Genomic DNA, 25,084 nt, shown 5'->3' with positions numbered 1-25,084 from the left:
GCGAATGGGGGCGGATGCCGATTGGTTGACTGGAAATGAAGGGTTTGGATCAGAGGAGCGGTGCGGTGATTGCGACTGGAGCAGGCGTCGCGCTGCCGTGCGCAATGCGAGGGCGCGTCATTGCAACGCGCTTGGTTGCCCGCCACCGATTGTGTTTCGGCGAGGTGTTGTGGCCGTCGATGCCCAAAATCGCGCATGCCATCACCGAAATCCGGTGCGGCTTCGTCAGGGGCTTTATCGAGGCGTTCGAAATTGAGGTTGACGCTGCATGGCAGCCGAGATTGCCGTTCAGCGCCGGAGCGCCGAGTTCTTTAATCGGCGCGATATCAACCGGCTTCAGATTGAAGAAGCGATTGCTTGATCTAACGAACAAAGATCGAGCAAGCCGCCGTGATGCGGCGACGAATATATGTTGCATGAATCCCTCCCAGGTTCATGACAGATGTGGCGGTGGTTTAGTGCGGCGTCGATCTCCCGAGGATCGAAGGACGAGCGGCAGGAATCAGGGCATCCGTGGCGAAGTGGGCATGGCTGATTCCGCGGACGATCCGTGGAGCCAGCCGCCTCAAGCCACGAGGAGCGGTCTTCAAAGCGGCGGCGTGCGCTCTCTGGCGCGCGGCTTGCGAATCGCGTTGGCCGCAGGCATCGTGTTCAGCTGCTTCGCCATTGCGCGGGGGTATGCGGACCGGATGACGCGTACCGGTGTCCGTTCCCCCCAGCGGCGACACCATGACAACGGAGAATCGCTGTGCGGCCATACTTTCGCCCACGCAAAGAAGTATCCATGCGGATACGGTTGAAGTATCCATTTGGCTACCCTATTGTCAATAGGGGGAAATATTTGTGAAGGCGCGTGCATTGGCCGGCATCGACGCCTTGCCGGACGGTAAGCGGCGCCTGATCGAGGCGGCCTTTCGGCTAGGGGCGCGTGAGGGCACCGCGCTGCCGTCGCTGGGGCTGCGAGAGCTCGCCCGCGAAGCCGGGCTGAACCACAACACGTTCTACCGGCATTTCCGCGACATGAACGATCTCGGCCGCACCGCGGCCGAGATGGTGGCGGCTCAGCTCATGAAGGAGCTGAAGGAAATCCCCGCTCACGCCAAGCACGATGAAGACGTGACGATCAGTACGGTCGCCTACTTCCTGGATTTCGTGGAAAACCATATCGACGCGATGATCGTCGGACTGCGTGAGATGCACAGCAAGGATTCGCCGATGCGCGGAATCCTGCAGCAGGCGGTGGAGGACATCGCGCTCGATCGCGCCGAGCAGATCATCAGCATGAAGCTGGCCACGGGGCTGGAACGCAAGTCGCTGCAACAGGCGACGCGCGCGATCACCTACTACATGTTCTACCGCGCGCTGGATTACATCGAATCCCCGCAGCGCCGGCGCAGCATCCACGCCGACATCGTCGGCTTCGTGCGCACGCAGTTCATCGGACGGCTGGCGCTGCAGCAGATGGCCGCGGAGAAGAAGTGAGCGGAATCGCCGCGCGCGCGGCGATGCGCTAGAGATTCAGGCGATCGCGGATTTCCGCGGCGACGCGTACCGTTTCACGCAGTGGCACGACGTCGAAGGGCGCGAGCCGCGCATCCATCGCGCGGATGCGGCCGCGTTGCAGCAGTGCATCGAGGAAGCGTCGCGGCCGGCCGCGCACGCGCGCGGGATCGAACACGTGCACGGGCACGGTGGTGGCGCAGGCCTCTGAAATCATGTTGACCGAATCCGGTGAGCAGACGATGCGATCCGCCCAGGCGAGGATACCGGGATAGGGGTTTTCGCCATCGCCCTCTCCACGCCAGACGATGCCCGGCGTGCCGTCGTAGCGATGGCGCAGCAGTTCGCGCACTTTCGGATCGGTGCGACGCGAAGCGGTCAGCAGAAGACTGCCGCCATCGCATGCGAGCACAGCTTCGAGCTTCGACGCCAGCACCTCGAACGCCATGCGATCGAAGCGGGCATGCGCGCTGGAACCACCGAGCAGCACGGCGGTGCGCGGCCGCGGTAGTTCGACGAAGGCGGCGAAGGCTTCGCGCGCTTGCGCGAGCCAGGCGTCGTCCACCGGATGCAGGCTGCCGAGCGTGGTGATGACGTTGGCGCCTCGCAGGCCGTCGTGCCCGGGGGCGACCACTAGATCCCAATGCGACGGATCGATGCGCGGATCGAGGATCTGCACCGATCGCGTGTCCTGCCGGCGCAGCCAGCGCGTGGCCAGGGCGGCCTGGCGGCCGCAACCGATCGCGACTTCCGGCAGGGCGGTGCTTTCGGCCCAAGCCTTCCCGAAGGCGCCGGGCCCGCTGGGCAGCCAGCGCGGCGCGAACCATCGCCACGGGATCCGCGTGGCCACCTCGACATGGCGGGCGGCGGGATCCAGCGCATGCGCCAGGGCCTCCGCCTGTCGCAGATTGCCAGCCCGGCCATCGCTGACGGCCCAGATTTGCAGCGAATCGGTCACGGAAAGCGGTCTTTGTTCTATTTTAGTGATGATTCGTTGCGGACGCGGGACTTATACATTGCATATGGAACTCTACACTCCCTCGACCGCCGCGCCTCAGCGGCCACCCTCCCAAGGAATCCCGGATGTCCGACGTTCTGCCCGCCGCCTCGCTCGATCAGCTGTTCCGCAGCGCCCGCACCTACAACGCCTTCAGCGGTGAGATCAGCGACGAGAAGCTGCGCGAACTCTACGACCTGCTGAAGTGGGGGCCGACCAGCGCCAACATGTCGCCGGCGCGCTTCGTGTTCGTGAAATCGAAGGAAGCCAAGGCAAGGCTCGAGCCGGCCCTGTCGCAGGGCAACCACGACAAGACTATGGCCGCGCCGGTGACGGTGATCGTGGCCTACGACCCGGATTTCCACGAAAAGCTGCCGTACCTGTTCCCGCACACCGACGCCAAGAGCTGGTTCGACGGCCCGCGCGAGAATCGGCGCGATCACGCCTTCCGCAACGGCACCCTGCAGGGCGCCTATCTGATCCTGGCCGCGCGCGCGCTCGGTCTCGATACCGGGCCGATGACCGGTTTCGACAATGCCATCGTCGACGAAGCCTTCTTCAAGGGCACGCCGATCAAGTCCAACTTCCTCGTCAATCTCGGCCAAGGTGACCCGGCCAGCATCTTCCCGCGCTCGCCAAGGCTGGCTTTCGACGAAACCGCCCGCATCGAGTAAGCAGCGTTCCGCAACGTTTTGCCCCGCAAATTCCTCTCATCATTAGTTTTCAGGAGATTCGACCATGCAGATGCTTTCGCCCAGACGCGCTGCTCTCGCCGCCGCGCTGTCGCTGTTCGCCGCTTCCGCTTTCGCCGCGCCCGTCACCTACAAGCTCGACCCAAACCATACCAACGTGCTGGCGAGCTGGAGCCATTTCGGCTTCTCCAATCCCTTCGCCAATTTCGGCCAGGTCGATGGCACGCTGGTGTACGACGCCGAGGACGTTTCGAAGTCGAGCGTCGAGGTCAAGCTGCCGCTGGCCGGCTTGAATTCGTTCACGGCGGATTTCGACGAGCATCTGAAGAGCGCCGATTTCTTCGACGCCGCCAAGTATCCCGAGATCACCTTCAAGAGCACCAAGGTCGAATCCGCGGGCAAGGGCAAGCTGAAGGTGACCGGTGATCTGACCGTCAAGGGCGTGACCAAGCCGGCCGTTCTCGATGTCACTCTCAACAAGGCAGGCGTGCAGCCGCTCGCCAAGCGCGAAGCGGTCGGTTTCGATGCCACCACCACGCTCAAGCGCAGCGAGTTCGGGGTGGACAAGTATGTGCCGAACGTGAGCGACGAAGTGAAGCTGCAGATCACCACCGAGGCGGTGGTGCCGAAGCCGGAAGGCGAAAAGAAGGAATAAGTTCGAACGTTCTGTCTCGCGCGCCATTTCCGCTCGTGCGGGAATGGCGCGCTTGTTTTCAGCACATCTTTTTCAACGTGCCTGTTTTGAAACATACCTGTTTCAAAACAGGCACGTTTCAAATGGCGATGACCCATGCAGATTTTCCGCCCCGCCGCCGAACGCGGCATCGTCCGCACTGACTGGCTCGACAGCCGGCACAGTTTTTCGTTCGGCCGTTATTACGACCCGCAGTGGATGGGCTTTGGTCCGCTGCGCGTGATCAATGAGGACCGCGTCGCCCCCGGCGCCGGATTCCCACCGCATGGGCACGCCAACATGGAGATCCTCAGCTACGTGCTCGAGGGCGCGCTCGCGCACCGCGACAACAGTGGCGGCGAGGGCGTGGTGCATGCGGGCGAATGGCAATGGATGAGCGCCGGCCACGGGATCGAGCACAGCGAATACAACGCTTCGAAAGAAGCGCCCGTGCATTTCCTGCAGATCTGGATTCAGCCCGATCGCGTCAACGCCGCGCCGGCGCATGCGCAGCGTAGTTTCGATCCTGCGGCGCGGCGCGGCCGCTGGGCGACCTTCGCTTCGCCCGATGGCGCCGACGGCAGTCTCGCGATTCGACAGCAGGTCTGGGTACATGGCGCACGGTTGAGCGATGGCGAGGAAGTCACGCATGCGCTGAAGCCGCTGCGACGTTATTGGCTGCAGGTGGTGCAAGGGCAGGCCGTGATCGGCGGACACACGTTGTCCGCGGGCGATGCGGTCGGCTACGCCGAGGAAGCGGGTGAGTTGCGCGTGGCCGGAAGCGGCGGCGCCGCCACCGAAATTCTCCTGTTCGATCTGCCGTTATGACCTCGGTGCGGAGCGGGCGATCGTGGTGCCCGCTCCATGTGATGCATCGTCGCTATGGCGGCGCAGCCGTTCAGGTAGGGCGCGCTCAGCGCCGTGGCAAGCTGACGCGGCACGCGAATATCGACATTTCGTCACAATTCCGGGGTGGGCCGCCGCACGGTAAACTAACCGTATCCGTCCTTTCCGCTCCGCCATGACCGCAGCCAACGCCACCCCCGTCCAAGCCAACGCCCAGAAACGCTACGAAGTGTGCCGCAGCGATCTGCCGCTGAGCTGTCCGCTGCCGTCGATGGCGTTGTGGAACTCGCATCCACGTGTCTACTTGCCGATCGAGAGTGAGGGCGGCGAGGCGGATTGCCCGTACTGCGGATCGCATTTCGTGTTGATCGACTGAAACGCCGCGACTGCATGGGTCGCGCGCTGACCGTGGTGCAACTGCTGCCCGCGCTGGAGTCGGGCGGTGTCGAACGTTCCACCCTCGAGATCGCCGACGCCTTGGTTCGCGCCGGCCATCGTGCCATCGTCGTGTCGGCGGGCGGGCGGCTGGTGCCGACGCTGCTGGCGAGCGGCGCCGAGCACGTCGAATTCGACATCGGCCGCAAGTCGCTGCTGACGCTGCGCCACATCCGTTCGCTGCATGAGCTGTTCGCGCGCGAGCGCCCGGACATCGTGCACGCACGCTCGCGACTGCCCGCGTGGATGGGTTGGCGCGCGCTGCGTGGCACGCCGGGCACACGACCGTTGCCGCTGCCCAAGCCGCACTTCGTCACCACCGTGCACGGTCTCAATTCGCCCTCGCGCTACAGCGCGATCATGACCCGCGGCGAGCGGGTGATCTGCGTGTCGCAGACGGTGCGCGATTATGTGCTCCAGCACTATCCGAAAACCGACAAGGCGAAGTTGCGCGTGATTCCGCGCGGCATCGATCCCGCCGCGTTTCCGCGGGCGCCCGTGCCGGATCGCGAAGCGCGCGCGCGCGTGGCGGCGCAATATCCACAACTGGGCGGCGATGGTCCGCTGCTGTTGCTGCCCGGTCGCGGCACGCGACTGAAAGGGCATGCCGATGCATTGGTGTTGCTCGGCGGCCTGCGTGGCGCCGGCATCGACGCGCGTTTGTGGATGCCGGGCGCGCGTGAGGCGGGCCGCGAGCAATACATCGCCGATCTCGAGGCCGAGGCGCGCAGTGGCGGTTTCGCCGACGCATTGGCGATCACGCCGCCGACGGCGGCGATCGCGGAAGCCTATGCCGCCGCCGATCTGGTGCTGCAGGTCTCGCGCAAGCCCGAATCGTTCGGACGTACCGTGATCGAAGCGCTGTCGGTCGGCCGTCCCGTGCTCGGCTGGGCGCATGGCGGCGTCGGCGAGCTGCTGCGCGAACTGCTGCCAAGCGGCGCGGTGGCACCGTTCGATCACGCGGCGCTGCTGACGAGCGCGCAGGCATTGCTGTCCGGGACGCTACTGTCCAAGCCGCCGTCGCTTGCTACGATGCCGGCCTCGCTCACGCAATATTCGCTGCAGGCCATGCAGCAGGCCACGCTCGATGTCTATGACGAACTCGTCCAGCGCTGATCCGGCTCCTGCGGGGCACGCTCCTGCCGAGCAAGTTCCCGGAGGCACGCTCTCGGACAGGCACGCCGACGCTCAGGTCGGCTGGCGCTGGGCGCCATGGTGGGTGCTGGCTTTCGTCGTGTTGTGGCCGGCACCCGGCATCGCCGAGGGCGTGCTGGTGCTGGGCGCGCTCGCGGCCATCATCAAACTGCTGGTCTCGCGTTTCCGTGGCGGCACCGCGCTGCTGAGCGGGCCGGCGTGGGCGCTGACCAGCGTGCTGTTCTTCGCTTACTGGCTGCCGCAGTTGTTCTCCGCGGTGGACGCGGTCGATGCGCGTCATGCGTTCTACAAGGCGGCGACGGGGCTGCGCTATCTGCCGTTCCTGTGGCTGGCCGCGGCCGCGGTCGCCGATGCGCGCGGGCGGCGCATCACGTTCGGTGGATTGGCGGTGATCGCCGGCGTGTGGACGCTCGATGCGCTGGCGCAGGCGGTGTCCGGCACCAGTCCGCTGTTCTGGGGATTGGACGCGTTGAAGCAGGCGATCGAACACAAGCCGATGTGCAGCGCTGAGGAAATCGCGGCCGTCGATCGCCTCGGCGGCGTGCTCGGCCCCTGCAATCTGAAACTCGGCATCGTGCTCGCCAGCCTGTCGCCGTTCGTGCTGTACGCGGCGGGGCGGCGCTTCGGCAATATCGGATGGATCGTGGCGGCGGGGCTGATCGGCAGCGTGGTATTGCTGGCCGGCGCGCGCGCTTCCTGGCTCACCTATGCGCTGGTGCTGGTGTTTTCCGGCTGGCGCCTGCTGGGCTGGAAGAAACTCGCAGGCGTGTTCGCTTTCGGCGCGGTGTTGCTGGTCGCGCTCACGTTCACCGTTCCGCAGATGCGGGAACGCATCCAGCGCACCACGCAGGCGCTGACCGCCGACGAGGCCGGCATGGACAGCGCGCTGTCCGGCCGCGGCCGCATCTGGGGCGCGGCGGTGTGCATGGTGCGCGAGCACCCGATCAACGGCGTGGGGGCGCGTGGTTTCCGCGATGCGTTCCCGGCCTGTGATCCCGAGCCTGGAGAAATACCGGCCTGGGGCAGCGGCCCCGCCTTGCACGCGCATCAGATCGTGCTGGAAATTCTCAGCGAAACCGGCGCGCTCGGTCTGTTGCTGTGGCTGGCCGGCGTGGCACTGGCCTGGCGCGCGTGGCGCTACGCATCCGAACCGGCGCGCGATCGCGCGCGGCCGGCGATGCTGGCGCTGGCGGTGACGGTGTTCCCGTTCAACACCCACCTCGCGTTCTACTCTACGTTCTGGGGCGGCCTGACCCTATTGCTGGCCGCGCTGTACGCGGGCAGCCTGCTGGCGCGAAAAGGCGAAGCGATTGCCGAAGAGCCCGCGGCTCCGGACACGGCAGCGCCGCAAACCTAGGAGGTCTGCATGAATTCGGAAATGATCGCGGGCCTGTTCGGGCTGCTCGGCGTGTTCGTGGGCGGCCTGATTTCCTGGTGGCTGCAGAAGGATCGCGCCTCGACCGATCTGGAGATCGCGCTGGAAGCGGTCAAGACCGAACACATGGCCGAGAAAACGGCGCAGCACTTCCTCAGCCACAAGGGCTACACGGATCGTTCCTTCGATCTGCTGCGGGAGCGGCTCGGCGGTTTCGAGGACGACGAACTCAGGCGCATCCTCGTGCGCGCGGGTGCGATCCGCTACACGCGCAGCAATGGCGACGAATACTGGCGCCTGCTCTCACGCGAAGCCGAAGCGATCGCACATGCGAAAGAGAAGGGCGAAAGGACGGAATCGGCCGGGGACGATCACTAATCGTCGGTCGGAGACGGGTCAGCGCCGTTTGGGATTGCGCCGCATCCGTGTGCCGCTGGCGCGGTCGTGCCAGGTGAGGCGTTCGCGATCGAACCAGGCCCACCAGAAGCCAAGGCCCGCCAGCAAAAGAGAAAAGGTGCCGACGAGATAGCGCACGCCGAGCGCGCGCCATGTCGGCGCCGAGACTCCGTCAGCTGAAACGAGTTGCAACCGCCACGGGCGCATGCCGAGCGTCTGCCCGCCGCGCCGCCAGCTGATGCCCGCATACACTCCGCTCACCACCCAGCAGGAGAACCACAGCAGCAGTTGCAGCGCGCTGTAGGGCGCGATGTTCTGGCGGGGGTCGTGATGGCCGGCGATGGTGTAGGCAAGGGTGAAAGCCAGCGACACCAGCATCCACAACGCCAGCACCGGCCAGAAATCGTAGAACAGTGCCAGCAGGCGCCAGCCGATCAGCGCGCGCGGCCGGTCCGTGGGAGAAGGCTGTGGAGAGGGTTCGGACATCCCAACAGAATAACGGTTGCACGCAACGCGCCGTCAGCCGTTACGCTTTCGACCATGATCACTCCCGCGGACCGCCGCGAACTCGTCGCGCAACTGCCGCCGCTGCCCGCGCGCGACGAACAGGCCATCACTGCCTTCCTCGACGCGATCTGGGCCGAAAGCGGCCTGGCGCAGCACACGCTGGATGGCTATCGCCGCGATTTGCAGGGTTTCGCGCGCTGGCGCGAGGGTCGTGATGGTGGCCTGGCCGGCGCCGACCGCGCCGCATTGTTCGACTATCTCGCCTGGCGCACGCGGCATGGCTGGTCGCAGCGCAGCAATGCGCGGCTGCTGTCCGCGCTGCGCGCGTTCTTCGCCCTGCAGCTGCGCAACGGCACGCGCGCGGACGATCCGGTCGCGCTGCTGGAACCGCCGAAACTGCCGCGCTCGCTGCCCAAGGCCTTGTCGGAAAGCCAGATCGAGGCCTTGCTGGCCGCGCCCGACATCGCCGCGCCGCTCGGGTTGCGCGATCGCGCGATGCTGGAGCTGATGTACGCCGCCGGCCTGCGCGTGAGCGAACTGGTCGGCCTGCCCGCCACCGCAATCAACCTGCGCCAGGGCGTGCTGCGGGTGATGGGCAAGGGCAGCAAGGAACGCCTGGTTCCGCTCGGCGAGGAATCGCAGCATTGGCTCGAGCGTTATCTGAACGAGGCGCGGCCGCAATTGGCAGCTAAGCGCGCATTGGAACCGCTGTTCCTCGACGCACGCGGCAAGGCGCCGACCCGGCAGGATTTCTGGCGGCTGGTGAAGCGCTATGGCAGCGTCGCCGGCATCGATCTGGCGAAGATCAGCCCGCACGGCCTGCGCCACAGCTTCGCCACGCACCTGCTCAACCACGGCGCCGACCTGCGCGCGCTGCAGATGCTGCTCGGGCACAGCTCGCTTTCGACCACGCAGATCTACACGCTGGTGGCGCGGGAGCATTTGAAGTCCCTCCATGCAAAGCATCACCCCAGAGGATGAGGCAGGCCGCTTACGCGGCACTGCTGCGTGGCCTGCCGAACGCCCGGCCATGGATGGCCGGACAGGGCGGCCCGAAGCCAGTGAGGATGCGCCAAGGATGGCAGCAGCAATCCCCCAGAAATCATGCGCCAGGGACGGTAACTGTGACGAACCCGAAGTTTCAGCCCATCTCCCGAAGATCAACGGGAATCCACAGCCTCAAGCGCGGTCTACGAATTCCGACTCCCATCCCGCGGACAAAGCCGAAAGGACTCCCATGCACCCCCGTCCACCCGCCCATGCGACAATCGGCGCATCCAGTCGTCAGGCAGTACTCATGAAGAAACGGTATCTCCTCGCTCTGCTCGGCAGCCTCTTCAGCCTGTCCGCCTGTGCGCAGCCCGCGCCGCCGGCCAAGCCCGCAGCAGACAAGCCTGCCGCGCCGGCCGTGGCAGCGGGTTCGCCGGAAGAGCGCGTCCGCAATGCGATCCATAAGCTCAACTCCCAGGTCGAGATCGACCACATCAGCGCCGCGCCGATCGCCGGCTTCCGCGAGGCCATCGTCGGCGGCCAGACGCTATATGTCAGCGACGACGGCCGCTACCTGCTGCAGGGCAACCTGTACGACATGTACTCGAAGGAGAACCTGATCCAGCGCAATCTGGCCAAGGTCCGCCGCCAGCTGCTCGACACGATTCCCGTCGCCGACCGCATCGTCTTCGCGCCGCCGAGCCCGAAGTACACCGTGTCGGTGTTCACCGACGTGGAATGCGGCTATTGCCGCAAGCTGCACTCGCAGATCGCGGAATACAACCGTCAGGGCATCGCCGTGCAGTACCTGGCGTTCCCGCGCATGGGCCTGGGCAGCCCCGACTTCCAGAAGATGGTGAACGTGTGGTGCGCGGCCGACCGCAAGAAGGCCCTCACCGATGCCAAGAACGACCAGGCGGTGCCGGTGCGCAACTGCAAGAACCCGGTCACCATGGAATACGACATCGGCCAGCGCGTCGGCCTGCAGGGCACGCCGATGATCATCACCGACAAGGGCGAGGTGATGCCGGGCTACATGCCGCCGGACGCCCTGCGCGCCACGCTCGACAAGCTGGCGAAGGGCGCCTCGCTCAACGACGCGCTCGCCAGCAGCATGCCCGCCGCCGCCGCAGGCAGCCCGTGACTTTGAATTTCCTCTCCCCCGCGAGCGGGGGAGAGGGAGCATCGCGTTAGCTGTCAGGTACAATACCGCCCCGCTTCCCAGCGTCTGCTCCCCCGGACATGATCGTCCTCGAGGGCCTGCCGGCCCTGTCTCCGTTCCGTCGCGACCGGCTCCAAACCCGTCTGCAATCCCTCTCACCCTCCGTCCGCGTGTCGGGCGCCTGGTACGTGTACTGGGTGGAACCGCTTCGCGGAGAGGATGGCGGCGCTCCCGCCGCGCTCCCTGACGCGGCGACCCTGCACCGCATCCTCCAGGCCGGTGACACCGCCGCGCCGCGCGCCGATGGGGCGGTGTCCCGCTACGTCGCCCCGCGCGTGGGCACGATCTCGCCCTGGGCCAGCAAGGCCACCGAACTGCTGCGCGGCGCCGGATTGCCGGTGAAGCGCGTCGAGCGCGGCATGCGTCTGGATCTGGCCGGCTGGCCGTCCGACGCGGCGGCACAGACGGCGCTGGCGAAATTGCTCCACGATCCGATGACGCAGTCGCTGCTCGCCGCGCACGACGAGGCCGCGGCACTGTTCGCCGTGCCCGCGCGCGGCGAACTGGAGCGCATCGCCCTGGCCGATCTCGAATCCGCCAACGCGCGCCTGGGCCTCGCGCTCGCCGACGACGAGATCGACTACCTACGCACGCGCTACGCCGAACTTGGCCGCGATCCCAGCGACGTCGAGCTGATGATGTTCGCGCAGGCCAATTCCGAGCATTGCCGGCACAAGATCTTCAACGCCTCCTGGACCATCGACGGCGAGGATCAACCGCTGTCCTTGTTCAAGATGATCAAGCACACCCACGCGCAGACGCCGGAGCACACGCTCTCGGCCTACAGCGACAACGCCGCGGTGGTGGAAGGTTATCCGGCGCGGCGCTTCCGCCCCGATGCGCAGACGCACACCTACCGCCACGAGGACGTGCACGAGAGCGCGTTCTGCATCAAGGTCGAAACGCACAATCATCCGACCGCGATCTCGCCGTTCCCCGGCGCATCCACCGGTGCCGGCGGTGAAATCCGCGACGAAGGCGCCACCGGTCGCGGTGGCAAGCCCAAGGCCGGTCTGTGCGGCTTCAGCGTTTCGCATCTGCGCATTCCGACGTTGCCGCAGCCCTGGGAACAGCCACGCGCATTGAATCCGCGCATGGCCAGCGCGCTGGAGATCATGACCGACGGCCCGCTCGGCGCGGCCGCGTTCAACAACGAATTCGGCCGGCCGAATCTCACCGGTTATTTCCGTAGCTTCGAAGTGCAGGAAGGCGACGACCTCGCTCGCGCCTACGACAAGCCGATCATGCTGGCCGGCGGTCTCGGCGCCATCGATCGCGGTCTGGTCGAGAAGAAACTGCTTTCACCGGGCGATGCGGTGATCGTGCTCGGCGGCCCGGCGATGCTGATCGGCCTGGGCGGCGGCGCCGCCAGTTCGGTCGCCTCGGGCGACAGTGCCGAGGATCTCGATTTCGCTTCCGTCCAGCGCGACAACCCGGAGATGGAGCGCCGCTGCCAGGAAGTGATCGATCGCTGCGCCGCGCTCGGCGACGACAACCCGATCCTGTGGTGCCACGACGTCGGTGCTGGCGGCCTGTCGAACGCGATTCCGGAATTGCTGCACGACTCGGGCGTCGGCGGCGTGATCGATCTGTTCAAGGTGCCGAGCGACGATCCCTCGCTCTCGCCGATGCAGTTGTGGTGCAACGAATCGCAGGAACGTTACGTGCTCGGCGTGGCGCAGCAGCGCCTCGCCGATTTCGCCGCGCTGTGCGAGCGCGAGCGCTGTCCGTTCGCAGCGGTCGGCGTGGCCACCGCCGAGGAGCGGCTGGTCGTCGGCTACGGCGCCGATGTCGCCCATCTTGATGCGGAAGCAGGCAAGAGCGGATTCGCGATCGACCTGCCGATGGACGTGCTGTTCGGCAAGGCGCCGAAGATGCACCGCGATACCCAGCGTCCGCGACCCGCGCGCTGGCCGTCGCTGTCGACCGACGGCGTCGATCTGCAGGAAGCCGGTCTGCGCGTGCTCGCGCATCCCACCGTTGCCGCCAAGAACTTCCTGATCACCATCGGCGATCGCACGGTGGGCGGACTCACCGCCCGCGATCAGATGGTCGGCCCGTGGCAACTGCCGGTGGCCGATTGCGCGATCACGCTCTCGGATTACGAAAACCACGCCGGCGAAGCCATGGCGATCGGCGAGCGCACGCCGCTGGCGCTGCTGGATTCCGCCGCCGCCGCGCGCATGGCGGTGGGCGAGGCGATCACCAATCTCTGCGCCGCGCCGGTGGAAACGTTGCATCGCGTCAAGCTGTCGGCGAACTGGATGGCAGCCGCCGGACACGCGGGTGAGGACGCGCGCCTGTTCGATGCGGTGAAAGCGGTTGGCCTGGAATTGTGTCCCGCGATCGATCTCAGCATTCCGGTCGGCAAGGATTCGCTGTCGATGCAGGCGCAGTGGAATGCCGGTGGCGTCGCGCAAAAGTCGGTGTCGCCGGTATCGCTAGTGGTTAGCGCGTTCGCGCCGGTGACGGACACGCGTGCGCAGCTCACGCCGCTGCTCTCGCGCGAAGCCGACACGGAAATCTGGCTGATCGGCCTCGGTGCCGGACGCCAGCGCCTGGGCGGCTCGATCCTCTCGCAATGCTTCGAGGCCTTTGGCGGCACGCCGCCCGATCTCGACGATCCGCAGCGGTTGCGCGCCCTGTTCGAGCTGATCCGCGAAGCGCGTGAGTCCGGACTGCTGCTCGCCTATCACGACCGTTCCGACGGCGGCGCGTTCGCGGCGTTGTGCGAAATGGCGTTCTGCTCGCATCTCGGCCTCGACATCGCACTGGAAGGCTGGGGTGCCGAACGCGCCGACGATGTCTTCCGCACGCTGTTCAACGAGGAGCTCGGCGCGATCGTGCAGATCCGCGGCGAGGATCGCGCCGAATTCGCTGACCTCGTCGCCAGTCATGGCCTGATCGAATGCGCGCAGCGCATCGCGCGCCCGACCACGGCGCCGACCGTGCGCGTGCTCGACGACAACGAGTCGTTGGTGGAATGGCGCTGGGATGCGCTGTTCGACGCCTGGTGGTCGGTGACGCATGCGATGCAGAAGCGTCGCGACGACCCCGTCTGCGCCGACGAGGAGCGCGAGGCCGTTCGCCGTTTCGATGCGGCGGGCCTGCAGCCGAAACTGACCTTCGATCCCGCCGAGGACATCGCCGCGCCTTTCATCGCCACCGGCGCTCGTCCGCAAGTCGCGATCCTGCGCGAGCAGGGCGTCAACGGCCAGGTCGAGATGGCCGCCGCGTTCACGCGTGCCGGATTCGACGCCGTCGACGTGCACATGAGCGACCTGATTTCCGGGCGCGCGAAACTCGAGACGTTCGCGGGACTCGTCGCCTGCGGCGGTTTCAGTTACGGCGACGTGCTCGGCGCGGGCCGTGGCTGGGCGACATCGATTCTCGAACGCGCAGCGCTGCGCGATGCGTTCGCGGCGTTCTTCGCGCGCGGCGACAGTTTCTCGCTCGGCGTGTGCAACGGTTGCCAGATGCTGTCGCAACTGAAGGACATCATTCCCGGCGCCGCGCACTGGCCGCAGTTCCTGCGCAATCGCAGCGAACAGTTCGAAGCGCGCTTCGGCATGCTGGAAGTGGTGGAATCGCCGTCGTGGTTCTTCGGCGGCATGGCCGGTTCCCGCATTCCCGTCGCCATCGCGCATGGCGAGGGACGCGCCGAGTTCGCCGACGCCATCGACCGCACGGCCTCACGCGTCGCGCTGCGGTACGTCGAGGGTGACGGAAGTCCCGCGGCCAGCTACCCCGCCAACCCGAACGGCTCGATGGACGCCGTCGCCGGGCTCTGCAGCGAGGACGGGCGTGCCACGATTCTGATGCCGCACCCCGAGCGCACATTGCGCACCGCCAACCTCAGCTGGTCACCGCGCGAATGGTCCGAGGACTCGCCGTGGTTGCGCATGTTCCGCAATGTGCGCAGTCGCGCCGGATAGAAACAGGAAACACATCACAAAATAAAAGAGAACCCGGTCTCGTGAGAACCGGGTTTTTTTGCGCCTGCATCAAGAGGAGGCAGCGATTCGTTCGCGCGATTTTTTAAGGGGTAAACCCTTGATAAAAAAACGATTGAGCGTGAGAGCGAAATGAAGACGCAAGAAAAAAATTTGTGTCTGAAGTCACTTTTGTTCACTTGACGTCAAAAAAGCCCCGAAGCGACTATCGGGCTATTCCGTCGTCAGGCTGCATTCATTGACCCAGCGAAACGGGATGGGCTGAGGGGAGCTCGTTGGGACAAGGAAGACCGAATCGCCGAGCCGGAATTATTGGGAAAGACCGAAATCGAAATTCGCGCGGCGCCTGCTGCGCGAACGCACGCGTCATCTTCGCCAAACAAACAACAGAAGGGGTTGAAGCAATGAACCGCATTTTCCGCAAGGTATGGGATGCCGATCGCGGCGTGGTGGTGGTTTCGGAACTGGCGAAGACGAAAGGCAAAGGAAAAGGCGCGCGGTTGTTGCAGGCGATCGTGGTGGCGAGCGCACTTGTCGCGGCGCCTGCGATCGCGGAGCAGGAGAAGCCCCTCGACGAAGGCAAGCAGGCGCAGAGCGCCAAGGCTGTCGACAACGTCGATTGCAAACAGGCCGGCGATGGCGCGGCAGCCAGTCCGGATTGCACGGACGAGGCGAAATCTAGTCCCGCCGAAAGTGCGCCTGTCGCGAGCAAGGACAAGAGCAGCATGCTGCTGCAGGCGGCGCTCACCGCCGGTGCGATCGCTGCGATCTCGGCGAATTCGGACGAGAACGACAACGGCACACGGCCGGGCGCCGTGCCGCAGGCAGCGCCGCCGACCGCTGGCGCCAACACGGTCTGCAAGCAGGCCGGTGACAGCGGGCAGCCGACCGGTTCGCTCGCGTGCGGCAACAACGCGGAAGCCAGCGCCACCGGCAGCACTGCGCTCGGCGATGCGGCCAAAGCCACGCACACCAGCGCGACTTCGGTCGGCAGCAACGCACGCGCGCAGCAGACCAACACCACGGCGGTCGGCGGAAACGCCTGGGCGAAGGGCACCGCGGGCACCGCGCTTGGTTCCAACACGCAGGCGTTCGGCCAGCGCAGCACGGCGGTCGGCTATTCCGCGCAAAGCCATTCGGAAGGTGCGGTGGCTATCGGATTCAATTCCTACGTCGCGCCAGCGGCGGCGGGCAGCGTGGCGATCGGCTACGGCGCGCGCGCGGACGAAGCGGGTGTGTTCTCGGTCGGTAACGGTGGCGGCGCCGGCACGGTCGGTCCGGCCACGCGCCGCATCACCAACGTCAGTGAAGGCATCAACGATACAGACGCGGTGAACAAGGCGCAGTTGGACGAAGTCGCCGAGACCGCCGAAAACACCAACAAATTCTTCAAGGCCACGGCCGGCGCCGACAGCGAAGACGGCGCATCGGTCGAAGGCGAATACGCGACGGCATTCGGCAGCGGCGCGAGCGCGCAGGGCAAATCCGCCACGGCGGGCGGCAATCGCGCGACAGCCAGTGCCGATAACGCGTCGGCTTACGGCACCGGCAGCGAAGCCAGCGGTCAGGGCTCGACCGCGATCGGCGGCGAGATGACCGTCATCAACGGCGGCACCTGGGAAGAAGAAACCTGGCACACCACGGCATCGGGCCAGGAAAGCACCGCGATCGGTGTCGCCGCGCGCGCCACCGAGTACGGTGCGGTGGCCGTGGGTGCCGTCGCGGAAGCCAGCGGCGAGACTTCGGTCGCGGTCGGTGCCGCGAGCACGGCGCGCGGATTGAACGCAGTCGCCGTCGGCGAGCAGACGCGTGCCTACGGTGCGTTCAGCACGGCGCTCGGCGCCTGGTCGGAAGCGCATGGGGATCGCAGCGTCGCGGTGGGCGGCATCGCCTACGGCGACGAGAACACGGCGGTCGGTCAGCTCTCCGGCACCGACGGCCAGAACAGCAGCGCCTTCGGCCGCTGGGCCAAGGCGCGTGTCGACTACAGCACGGCGATTGGTTCGGAAGCCGATGTGTTCGCAGTCAACAGCGTCGCGCTGGGCTACCAGTCGATCGCTGATCGCGAGAACACCGTATCCGTCGGCAGCGTCGGCTTCGAACGGCAGATCGTCAACGTGGCCGCTGGTGTCGAGGACACCGACGCGGTGAACGTGGCGCAGTTGAAGGAAGTGGAGAAGACGGCGGAGAACACTGATCGCTTCTTCAAGGCGACCGACAGTGAAGAAAGCGCGGTCGGCGCGTATGTCGAAGGCGACAATGCGACCGCGGCGGGTGAAGCGGCGAATGCGATCGGTAACGGCACATCGGCCTTCGGCAGTGGTGCGAATGCACTCGCCGATGGCGCGGTTGCCGTCGGTTACAACTCGTTGGCCGCAGGTCTGAACAGTGCGGCTTTCGGCAACAACGCGCAGGCGACGGGGCCGGCTGCTGTGGCCGTGGGCGGTATCGCCGTCGATGAAAACGGCGATCCGCTGATCACCGTCAACGGTGAGCCGGTGACCACGGGCGCGACCAGCGCTGGTGTCGGCGGCACGGCGCTGGGTGCGAGCGCGAATGCGGAAGGTTTCGCATCGACGGCCACGGGCGTCGGTGCTTATGCTTCGGGCGCGCAGTCGTCCGCTTTCGGCGCGGTCGCCAATGCGATCGGCGACTACAGCACGGCGGTGGGCACGGGCTCGGCAGCGGTCGGAACGAGCAGCACGGCAGTCGGCGAATATGCCGAAGCCAGCGGCGAGGAGAGCACGGCGGTCGGCGGCACTTCGTTCTTCGGTCTGATCACGACGCAGGCAACAGGCGCTGGCGCTTCCGCTTTCGGCAACGGCGCATGGGCGACGGGTGATCTCTCGACGGCGCTGGGCTACAACAGTTATGCACGTGAGGAGAACTCGACGGCGGTCGGTTCGAACGCGTTCGCGCTGGCAGCCAACAGCCTGGCGCTGGGTGCGGATTCGCGTGCGGAGCGTGAGAACACGGTCTCCGTGGGCGATGTCGGTTCGGAGCGCCAGATCACCAACGTCGCGGCCGGCACGGAAGACACCGATGCGGTGAATCTCGCGCAGCTGAAGGAAGTGGAGAAGGCAGCGGGGGATACGAGCCGCTTCTTCAAGGCGACCGACAGCGAGGACAGCAACGCAGGCGCTTACGTCGAAGGTGATAACGCGACCGCGGCGGGCGAAGCGGCGAATGCGATCGGTAATGGCACATCGGCCTTCGGCAGTGGTGCGAATGCACTCGCCGATGGCGCGGTTGCTGTCGGTTACAACTCGCTAGCGGCAGGTCTGAACAGTGCGGCCTTTGGTAACAATGCGCAGGCGACCGGCCCGGCCGCGGTTGCCGTCGGCGGCATTGCGGTGGACGAAAACGGCGATCCGCTGATCACCGTCAACGGTGAGCCGGTGACCACGGGCGCGACCAGCGCTGGTGTCGGCGGAACGGCGCTCGGTGCGAGCGCGAATGCCGAAGGCTTCGCTTCGACGGCCACGGGCGTTGGCGCCTATGCTTCGGGCGCGCAGTCGTCCGCTTTCGGTGCGGTTGCCAACGCGATCGGCGACTACAGCACCGCGGTGGGCACGGGCTCGGCGGCAGTCGGAACGAGCAGCACGGCGGTCGGCGAATACGCCGAAGCCAGCGGTGAGGAGAGCACGGCGGTTGGCGGCACTTCGTTCTTCGGTTTGATCACGACACAGGCGACAGGCGCCGGCGCTTCGGCCTTCGGCAACGGCGCATGGGCGACGGGTGATCTCTCGACGGCGCTGGGCTACAACAGCTATGCCCGTGAGGAAAATTCGACGGCGGTCGGTTCGAATGCGTTCGCGCTCGCGGCGAACAGCGTCGCGCTGGGCGCGGACTCGCGCGCGGAACGTGAAAACACGGTGTCGGTGGGCGATGTCGGCGCGGAGCGTCAGATCACGAATGTGGCGGCGGGTACCGAAGATACCGATGCGGTCAACGTCGCGCAGCTGAAGGAGGTGGAGAAGACGGCGGAGAACACCGACCGCTTCTTCAAGGCCACCGACAGCGAAGACAGCGCGGTCGGTGCATACGTCGAAGGCGACAATGCGACCGCGGCGGGCGAAGCCGCCAATGCGATCGGCAACGGAGCCTCCGCTTATGGCAGCGGCGCGAACGCGATCGCCGATGCCGCTACTGCGGTCGGCTACAACGCCATCGCGCAATCCGCGAATAGCGTGGCACTCGGTGCTGCCAGCCAGGCGACGGCCGAGTACGCCACGGCGGTCGGCGCGGAAAGCGAAGCGTCCGGCGAGCAGAGCACGGCTACGGGCGCGGCTGCGGTTGCTTCGGGCGACGGCAGCGTGGCCAACGGCGCGCTGAGCGAAGCCAGCGGCACCGAATCCACCGCGGTTGGTTACTACAGCACCGCCAGCGCCGACGGCGCGACGGCGCTCGGTGCGGAAAGCGTTGCATCGGGTGAATCGTCCACCGCGATTGGCTTGGGTGCGACCGCGAGCGAGATCGGTGCGACCGCGACCGGCGAAGGTGCGCAGAGCACCGGCGCCTACGCCACGGCGACCGGTTCCGAATCGGTGGCCTCGAACACGCAGGCGACGGCAACGGGCTTCCGCAGCGAAGCCTCGGGCCTGGCCTCGACGACGGTCGGCGGCTACAGCTTGGCCAGTGGCGACTTCGCCTCGGCGTTCGGCTATGGCGCAACCGCCAGCGGCAGCAGCGCGACGGCAGTGGGCGAATCGGCGGAAGCCTCGGGCGCGGAGAGCACGGCGGTCGGTGGTACGACCTTCTTCGGCCTGATCAACACGCGAGCCAGTGGCGAAGCGGCTTCGGCCTTCGGTACCGGTGCATGGGCGACGGGCGATCTGTCGACGGCGGTGGGCTACAACAGCTACGCACGCGAGGAGAACTCGCTGGCACTGGGTGCGAACTCGTATGTGTTGGCGGCCAACAGCGTGGCGCTGGGCGCGGACTCGCGCGCGGAGCGTGAGAACACGGTGTCGGTGGGCGATGTCGGCGCGGAACGCCAGATCACGAACGTGGCGGCGGGCACCGAAGACACCGACGCGGTGAACGTGGCGCAGCTGAAGGAAGTGGAGAAGACGGCGGAGAACACCGATCGCTTCTTCAAGGCGAGCGACAGCGAGGACAGCAACGCCGGCGCGTACATCGAAGGCGACAACGCGACCGCGGCGGGTGAAGCGGCCAATGCGATCGGTAACGGCACTTCCGCATTCGGCAGTGGCGCCAATGCTATTGCCGATGGCGCGGTTGCTGTCGGCTACAACTCGCTGGCTGCCGGTCAGAACAGCGCCGCCTTCGGCAACAACGCGCAGGCGACCGGCCCGGCCGCGGTGGCCGTGGGCGGTATCGCGGTGGATGAAAACGGCGATCCGCTGATCACCAACAATGGTCAGCCCGTGACCACGGGCGCGACCAGCGCCGGTGTGGGTGGCACGGCCCTGGGTGCGAGCGCGAGCGCCGATGGTTTTGCAGCCACGGCGGCGGGCGTCGGTGCCTATGCGCCGGGTGAGCAGGCATCGGCCTTCGGCGCGGTCGCCAACGCGACCGGCGACTACAGCACGGCGCTGGGCACGCAGAGCGCCGCCACCGGCACCAACAGCATCGCGGTCGGTAAATCGGCTACCGCCAGCGGCTTGAACAGCATCGGCATCGGTTCGAGTTCGCGCGCCACGGGCGAGAACACCACCGCCGTCGGTGCCTCGGCGTGGGCGACGGCGGATAGGACCACCGCGGTCGGCCAGTTCGCCTGGGCGACGCAGGCCGGCGCGACGGCGCTCGGCCGCGACACGTTCGCCTATGCGACCAACGCCACGGCGATCGGCGTCAGCGCCTGGGCCAACGGCGCCAACAGCGTGTCGCTGGGCGCGGGTTCGCGCACCAGCGAGGAGAATGTCGTCTCGGTGGGTAACGGCACCGGCAACGGTGGTTATCCGGCCACGCGCCGCATCACCAACGTCACCGCCGGCATCAACGACAACGATGCCGTCAACGTGGCGCAGCTGAAGGAAGTGGAGAAGACGGCGGAAAACACCGATCGCTTCTTCAAGGCCACCGACAGCGAAGACAGCGCGGTCGGCGCGTACGTCGAAGGCGACAACGCAACCGCCGCAGGCGAGGCCGCCAGCGCGATCGGCAATGGCGCGTCCGCGTTCGGCAGCGGCGCCACCGCCGCTGGCACCAACACCGTCGCGGTCGGCCAGAACAGCACCGCCGATGGCGCGGGCAGCGTCGCGGTCGGCGGCATGGGCCAGGCCTACGACGAATTCAACCAGCCGATTCTCGATGAGAACGGCAACCCCGTGCTGGTCGGTACCACGTCGGTGGAGAACGCCACCGCCGTCGGCGCGGGTGCGCAGGCGACGGGCGAGGTGAGCAGCGCCTACGGTTACGGCGCGCAGGCGACGGGCGATCATGCCTTCGCCGGCGGCTACAAGTCGCGCGCGACCGGCAGCTACAGCACCGCGATCGGCGATGAAGCCTGGGCCAGTGGCGAGGAGACCACCGCGGTCGGCGCCATGTCGTGGGCGACCGCGGATGGCGCCACCGCATTCGGCAACTACGCGTGGGCCACCGGCACGAACTCCAGCGCCTTCGGCAATGCCGCCTGGGCGGATGGCAACGGTTCGACTTCGATCGGCTACAACAGCTGGACGCCCGGCGCCAACGCCGTCGCGGTGGGCCGCGGCGCGTTCGGTTACGAGGACTACAGCGTCGCCGTCGGCTTCCAGGCCTTCGGCAACGGCCTGCACAGCATCGCGTTCGGTACTAATTCGTTCGCCGATGCCGAGAGCGCGATCGCCATCGGTGCCGGCAGCCAGGCGCTCGCCGCGAATTCGGTGGCGTTGGGATCCGGTTCGCTTGCCGATCGCGAGAACACGGTGTCGGTGGGTGATGTCGGCGCGGAACGCCAGATCACCAACGTCGCGGCCGGTACCGAAGCGACGGATGCGGTGAACCTCGCACAGCTGGAGGCCGTCACGCAGGACACCAAGTACTTCCAGGCGACCGGCAGCGACGACAGTGACGCGGGTGCGTATGCCGAAGGCGATAACGCCACGGCTTCGGGCGAAGCGGCCAATGCGATCGGCACGGGTGCATCCGCTTACGGCAGCGGCGCCAATGCGCTTGCCGATGGCGCAGTTGCCGTCGGCTACAACGCCATCGCGCAGGCTGCGAACAGTGTTGCGTTCGGTGCTGCCAGCCAGGCGACCGCCGAGTACGCCACGGCGGTCGGCGCGGAGAGCGAAGCCTCGGGCGAGCAGAGCACCGCGACGGGTGCGGCATCGGTCGCGTCCGGCGACGGTAGCGTGGCCAACGGCGCGCTGGCCGAAGCCAGCGGCACCGAATCCACCGCGGTCGGTTACTACAGCACCGCCAGCGCCGACGGCGCGACGGCGCTCGGTGCGGAAAGTGTCGCTTCGGGTGAATCGTCGACCGCGATTGGTCTCGGTGCGACGGCGAGCGAGATCGGTGCGACGGCGACCGGCGAAGGTGCGCAGAGCACCGGTGCCTACGCCACCGCGACCGGTTCCGAATCGGTGGCTTCGAACACGCAGGCGACGGCGACGGGCTTCCGCAGCGAAGCCTCGGGCCTGGCCTCGACCACGGTCGGCGGCTACAGCGCGGCCACCGGCGACTTCGCCTCGGCCTTCGGCTACGGCGCGACGGCTAGCGGCAGCGGCGCAACGGCAGTGGGCGAATCGGCGGAAGCCTCCGGAGAAGAGAGCACGGCGGTCGGCGGCACCTCGTTCTTCGGTTTGATCACCACTCAAGCAACGGGCGCTGGCGCGTCTGCGTTCGGCAATGGCGCATGGGCGACGGGCGATCTGTCGACGGCGCTGGGCTACAACAGCTACGCACGTGAGGAGAACTCGACGGCGGTCGGTTCGAACGCATTCGCGTTGGCGGCCAACAGCGTGGCGCTGGGCGCGGACTCGCGCGCGGAGCGCGAGAACACGGTGTCGGTGGGCGATGTCGGCAGCGAGCGCCAGATCACCAATGTCGCGGCGGGCACGGAAGACACCGATGCGGTGAACGTGGCGCAGCTGAAGGAAGTGGAGAAGACGGCGGAGAACACGGACCGCTTCTTCAAGGCGAGCGACAGCGAGGACAGCAACGCCGGCGCGTACATCGAAGGCGACAATGCGACCGCGGCAGGCGAAGCGGCCAACGCGATCGGCAACGGCGCATCGGCCTACGGCAGCGGCGCGAACGCATTGGCGGACAACGCAACCGCGGCGGGTTACAACGCCCTTGCGCAAGGCGAGAACAGCAGCGCCTTCGGCAGCAACGCGATCGCCACGGGCAGTTCCAGCTTCGCCGGCGGCAACGGTGCGCAGGCCAACGGTGGCGGCAGCGTGGCGCTGGGCTTCAACAGCATCAGCAACGGCAGCAACGGCGTCGCGATCGGTTCGGGCAGCGAGGTCGAGGGCTTCCTCGGTACCGCGGTCGGTGGACTGGCCTGGGCCAAGGCGCCGTTCGCCACGGCGATCGGCGGTTTCGCGACGGCCGATGGCTATCAGTCCACGGCGGTCGGTTCCGGTGCCTATGCGACTGGCTTCAACGCCACCGCGACGGGCGCGGGGTCGATGGCCGGAGACGGCGGCACGGCGATCGGCGCGGGTGCGTCGACGGGCATGTTCGTCGTCGACCCGGATAGCGGTCAGACGGTGTTCCAGAGTGGAATGGGGACCGCGGTCGGTCAGAACGCATCGGCCACCGGCCTGTACGGCACGGCGATCGGCGGTTTCTCCGATGGTTCCTTCAGCTCCGCGGCCGCGGCCGGCCAGTACAGCGTCGCGGTCGGTGCGGGTGCCTATGCCGGTTCCTATTGGGACAGCACTCTGGTCGGCGACTACACCACCGCGATCGGCTCGGAGAGCTGGGCGATCGGCGGTTCGTCCACGTCGCTGGGCTTCAACAGCTTCGCGCAGGCCGATCGCGCAACGGTGCTCGGTGCCAACGCCTGGACCACGCCGGAAGCCACCGGCAGTGTCGCGCTGGGCGAAGGTTCGCTGGCCGAACGCGAGAACTCGGTGTCGGTCGGTGCCGCGCATGCCTGGACGGATGCCGCGGGCAACGTGCATGAAGCTGTCGATCGTCAGATCACCAACGTCGCGGCGGGTACCGAAGCCACCGATGCGGTCAACAAGGGGCAGCTCGACGAAGTCGCCAGTGGCGTCGCCAATGCCGTCAGCTACGACGACGAGGACAAGGACAGCATCACCCTGGCCGGCGCGGACGGCACGAAGATCAACAACCTCGCGGCCGGCGACGTCAATGCCGGCAGCACGCAGGCGGTCAACGGCGGCCAGCTGTACGACGCGCTCGACAGCACGGCGCAAGCGCTCGGCGGCGGCGCGTCGGTGACGGCGTTCGGCACGATCAGCGCACCGACCTACATGGTGCAGGGCGGCAGCTACTTCAGTGTCGGCGATGCGATCAGCGCGCTGGATGCCACGATCACGCAGATCGATCAGCGTCTGACCAACGTCGAAGGCAGCGCAGTGGCCAGTACCGGCGACGCGGCGAGCGACACCGGCGGCGACGATCGCACGGCCGCCGCCAGCAAGCCGACCAAGGGCATCGGCGACACCAACGCGAGCGGCAACGGTACCGGCACGATCGCGGCGGGCGAATCCGCTTCCGCCGTGCCCAGCAGCAGCGTCGCGATGGGCGGCACGGCTTCGGGCACGAATGCGGTAGCGATGGGGCAGGGCGCGGTCGCGTCCGGCGCATCGAGCACGGCGATCGGACAGGGCGCGAGCGCGACGGCGGCGAATAGCGTCGCGCTCGGCCAGGGTTCGGTGGCCGATCGCGCCAACACCGTTTCGGTCGGCAGCGTTGGCAACGAGCGTCAGGTGGTGAACGTCGCCGACGGCACGCAGGCCACCGATGCGGTGAACAAGCGCCAGATGGACGCCAGCGCGACCAAGACGTTGAACTCGGCCAAGGCCTACACCGACGCCAAGATCATGGCGCTGGAGGACGACTTCGGCGTGTTCAAGGACGGTGTCGAACGCCGTCTGCGTGATCAGGATCGCCGCATCGATCGTCAGGGCGCGATGAGCGCGGCCATGTTGAACATGGCTACGAGTGCTGCAGGTATCCGTAGCGATAACCGCGTGGGCGTGGGCGTGGGCTTCCAGGGTGGCGAAAGCGCGCTATCGATCGGCTATCAGCGGGCGATCAGCGACCGGGCCACGTTCACGATCGGCGGCGCGACCAGCGGCGACGACACGTCGGTCGGCATCGGCGCGGGCTTCGGCTGGTAATCGGAAAAACATCCGTGGGCTGACGAGAGACAGCCCGCGGATGCATGCCGCGGTCGTTGGCCGTGGTCATTGGGG

Annotated in this window: 15 protein-coding genes; 12 read left to right on the top strand and 3 right to left on the bottom strand. The window is 67.0% G+C overall.

What is annotated here, in order from left to right; translation table 11 throughout:
• Window positions 1-49 precede the first annotated feature (49 nt).
• Complete coding sequence (locus LG367_RS10485; RefSeq protein WP_226469175.1) at window positions 50-418, bottom strand: hypothetical protein; 369 nt, start codon at window positions 416-418, stop codon at window positions 50-52.
• A gap of 425 nt (window positions 419-843) precedes the next feature.
• On the opposite strand from LG367_RS10485, the gene LG367_RS10480 reads away from it, so the two are divergent.
• A complete protein-coding gene (locus tag LG367_RS10480; protein WP_226469174.1) occupies window positions 844-1,482 on the top strand; it encodes a TetR family transcriptional regulator in 639 nt (212 codons plus the stop codon).
• A gap of 28 nt (window positions 1,483-1,510) precedes the next feature.
• Here the strand turns inward: LG367_RS10480 and LG367_RS10475 are convergent, their stop codons facing one another.
• Window positions 1,511-2,458: a mitochondrial fission ELM1 family protein gene (locus tag LG367_RS10475; RefSeq protein WP_226469173.1), complete on the bottom strand. Its 948-nt coding sequence runs from the start codon at window positions 2,456-2,458 to the stop codon at window positions 1,511-1,513.
• A gap of 125 nt (window positions 2,459-2,583) precedes the next feature.
• Here LG367_RS10475 and LG367_RS10470 point away from each other — a divergent pair, with 125 nt between their 5' ends.
• The 7 genes from LG367_RS10470 (at window position 2,584) to LG367_RS10440 (ending at window position 8,051) form a co-directional block, all read left to right on the top strand.
• A complete protein-coding gene (locus LG367_RS10470) occupies window positions 2,584-3,171 on the top strand; it encodes a malonic semialdehyde reductase (RefSeq protein ID WP_226469172.1) in 588 nt (195 codons plus the stop codon).
• Window positions 3,172-3,235: 64 nt separating this feature from the next.
• On the top strand, window positions 3,236-3,844 hold the full coding sequence (locus LG367_RS10465) for a YceI family protein (protein WP_226469171.1): 609 nt from the start codon (window positions 3,236-3,238) through the stop codon (window positions 3,842-3,844).
• A gap of 135 nt (window positions 3,845-3,979) precedes the next feature.
• A complete protein-coding gene (locus tag LG367_RS10460; protein ID WP_226469170.1) occupies window positions 3,980-4,690 on the top strand; it encodes a pirin family protein in 711 nt (236 codons plus the stop codon).
• A 193-nt stretch (window positions 4,691-4,883) separates the two neighbouring features.
• On the top strand, window positions 4,884-5,084 hold the full coding sequence (locus tag LG367_RS10455) for a zinc-finger domain-containing protein (protein ID WP_226469169.1): 201 nt from the start codon (window positions 4,884-4,886) through the stop codon (window positions 5,082-5,084).
• 14 nt (window positions 5,085-5,098) lie between these two features.
• A complete protein-coding gene (locus LG367_RS10450; RefSeq protein ID WP_226469168.1) occupies window positions 5,099-6,259 on the top strand; it encodes a glycosyltransferase in 1,161 nt (386 codons plus the stop codon).
• A complete protein-coding gene (locus tag LG367_RS10445) occupies window positions 6,237-7,655 on the top strand; it encodes an O-antigen ligase family protein (RefSeq protein WP_425490952.1) in 1,419 nt (472 codons plus the stop codon). The genes LG367_RS10450 and LG367_RS10445 overlap by 23 nt, the downstream gene beginning before the upstream one ends.
• A 9-nt stretch (window positions 7,656-7,664) precedes the next feature.
• Complete coding sequence (locus tag LG367_RS10440) at window positions 7,665-8,051, top strand: hypothetical protein (protein ID WP_226469166.1); 387 nt, start codon at window positions 7,665-7,667, stop codon at window positions 8,049-8,051.
• Window positions 8,052-8,069: 18 nt separating this feature from the next.
• On the opposite strand, the gene LG367_RS10435 is transcribed toward LG367_RS10440, so the two are convergent.
• A complete protein-coding gene (locus LG367_RS10435; RefSeq protein WP_226469165.1) occupies window positions 8,070-8,555 on the bottom strand; it encodes an RDD family protein in 486 nt (161 codons plus the stop codon).
• Window positions 8,556-8,609: 54 nt separating this feature from the next.
• On the opposite strand from LG367_RS10435, the gene xerD reads away from it, so the two are divergent.
• From xerD to LG367_RS10415, 4 genes are all read left to right on the top strand, one after another.
• On the top strand, window positions 8,610-9,557 hold the full coding sequence (gene xerD, locus LG367_RS10430) for a site-specific tyrosine recombinase XerD (RefSeq protein WP_226469164.1): 948 nt from the start codon (window positions 8,610-8,612) through the stop codon (window positions 9,555-9,557).
• Window positions 9,558-9,873: 316 nt separating this feature from the next.
• The gene (locus LG367_RS10425) at window positions 9,874-10,710 is read left to right on the top strand and encodes a DsbC family protein (RefSeq protein ID WP_226469163.1); all 837 of its coding nucleotides are present in this window, start codon (window positions 9,874-9,876) and stop codon (window positions 10,708-10,710) included.
• Window positions 10,711-10,808: 98 nt separating this feature from the next.
• The gene (gene purL / locus LG367_RS10420; RefSeq protein WP_226469162.1) at window positions 10,809-14,723 is read left to right on the top strand and encodes a phosphoribosylformylglycinamidine synthase; all 3,915 of its coding nucleotides are present in this window, start codon (window positions 10,809-10,811) and stop codon (window positions 14,721-14,723) included.
• Between the two features lie 422 nt (window positions 14,724-15,145).
• Window positions 15,146-25,009, top strand: a complete 9,864-nt coding sequence (locus LG367_RS10415) for an ESPR-type extended signal peptide-containing protein (RefSeq protein WP_226469161.1) — start codon at window positions 15,146-15,148, stop codon at window positions 25,007-25,009.
• The last annotated feature ends 75 nt before the right edge of the window (window positions 25,010-25,084 follow it).

Origin of the sequence: Luteimonas panaciterrae (assembly GCF_020511115.1) — a bacterium.
Taxonomy (GTDB): Bacteria; Pseudomonadota; Gammaproteobacteria; order Xanthomonadales; family Xanthomonadaceae; genus Luteimonas; species Luteimonas panaciterrae.
Note: the sequence above shows the minus strand (reverse complement) of the source record. Positions and strands in the feature narration are given on the sequence as shown.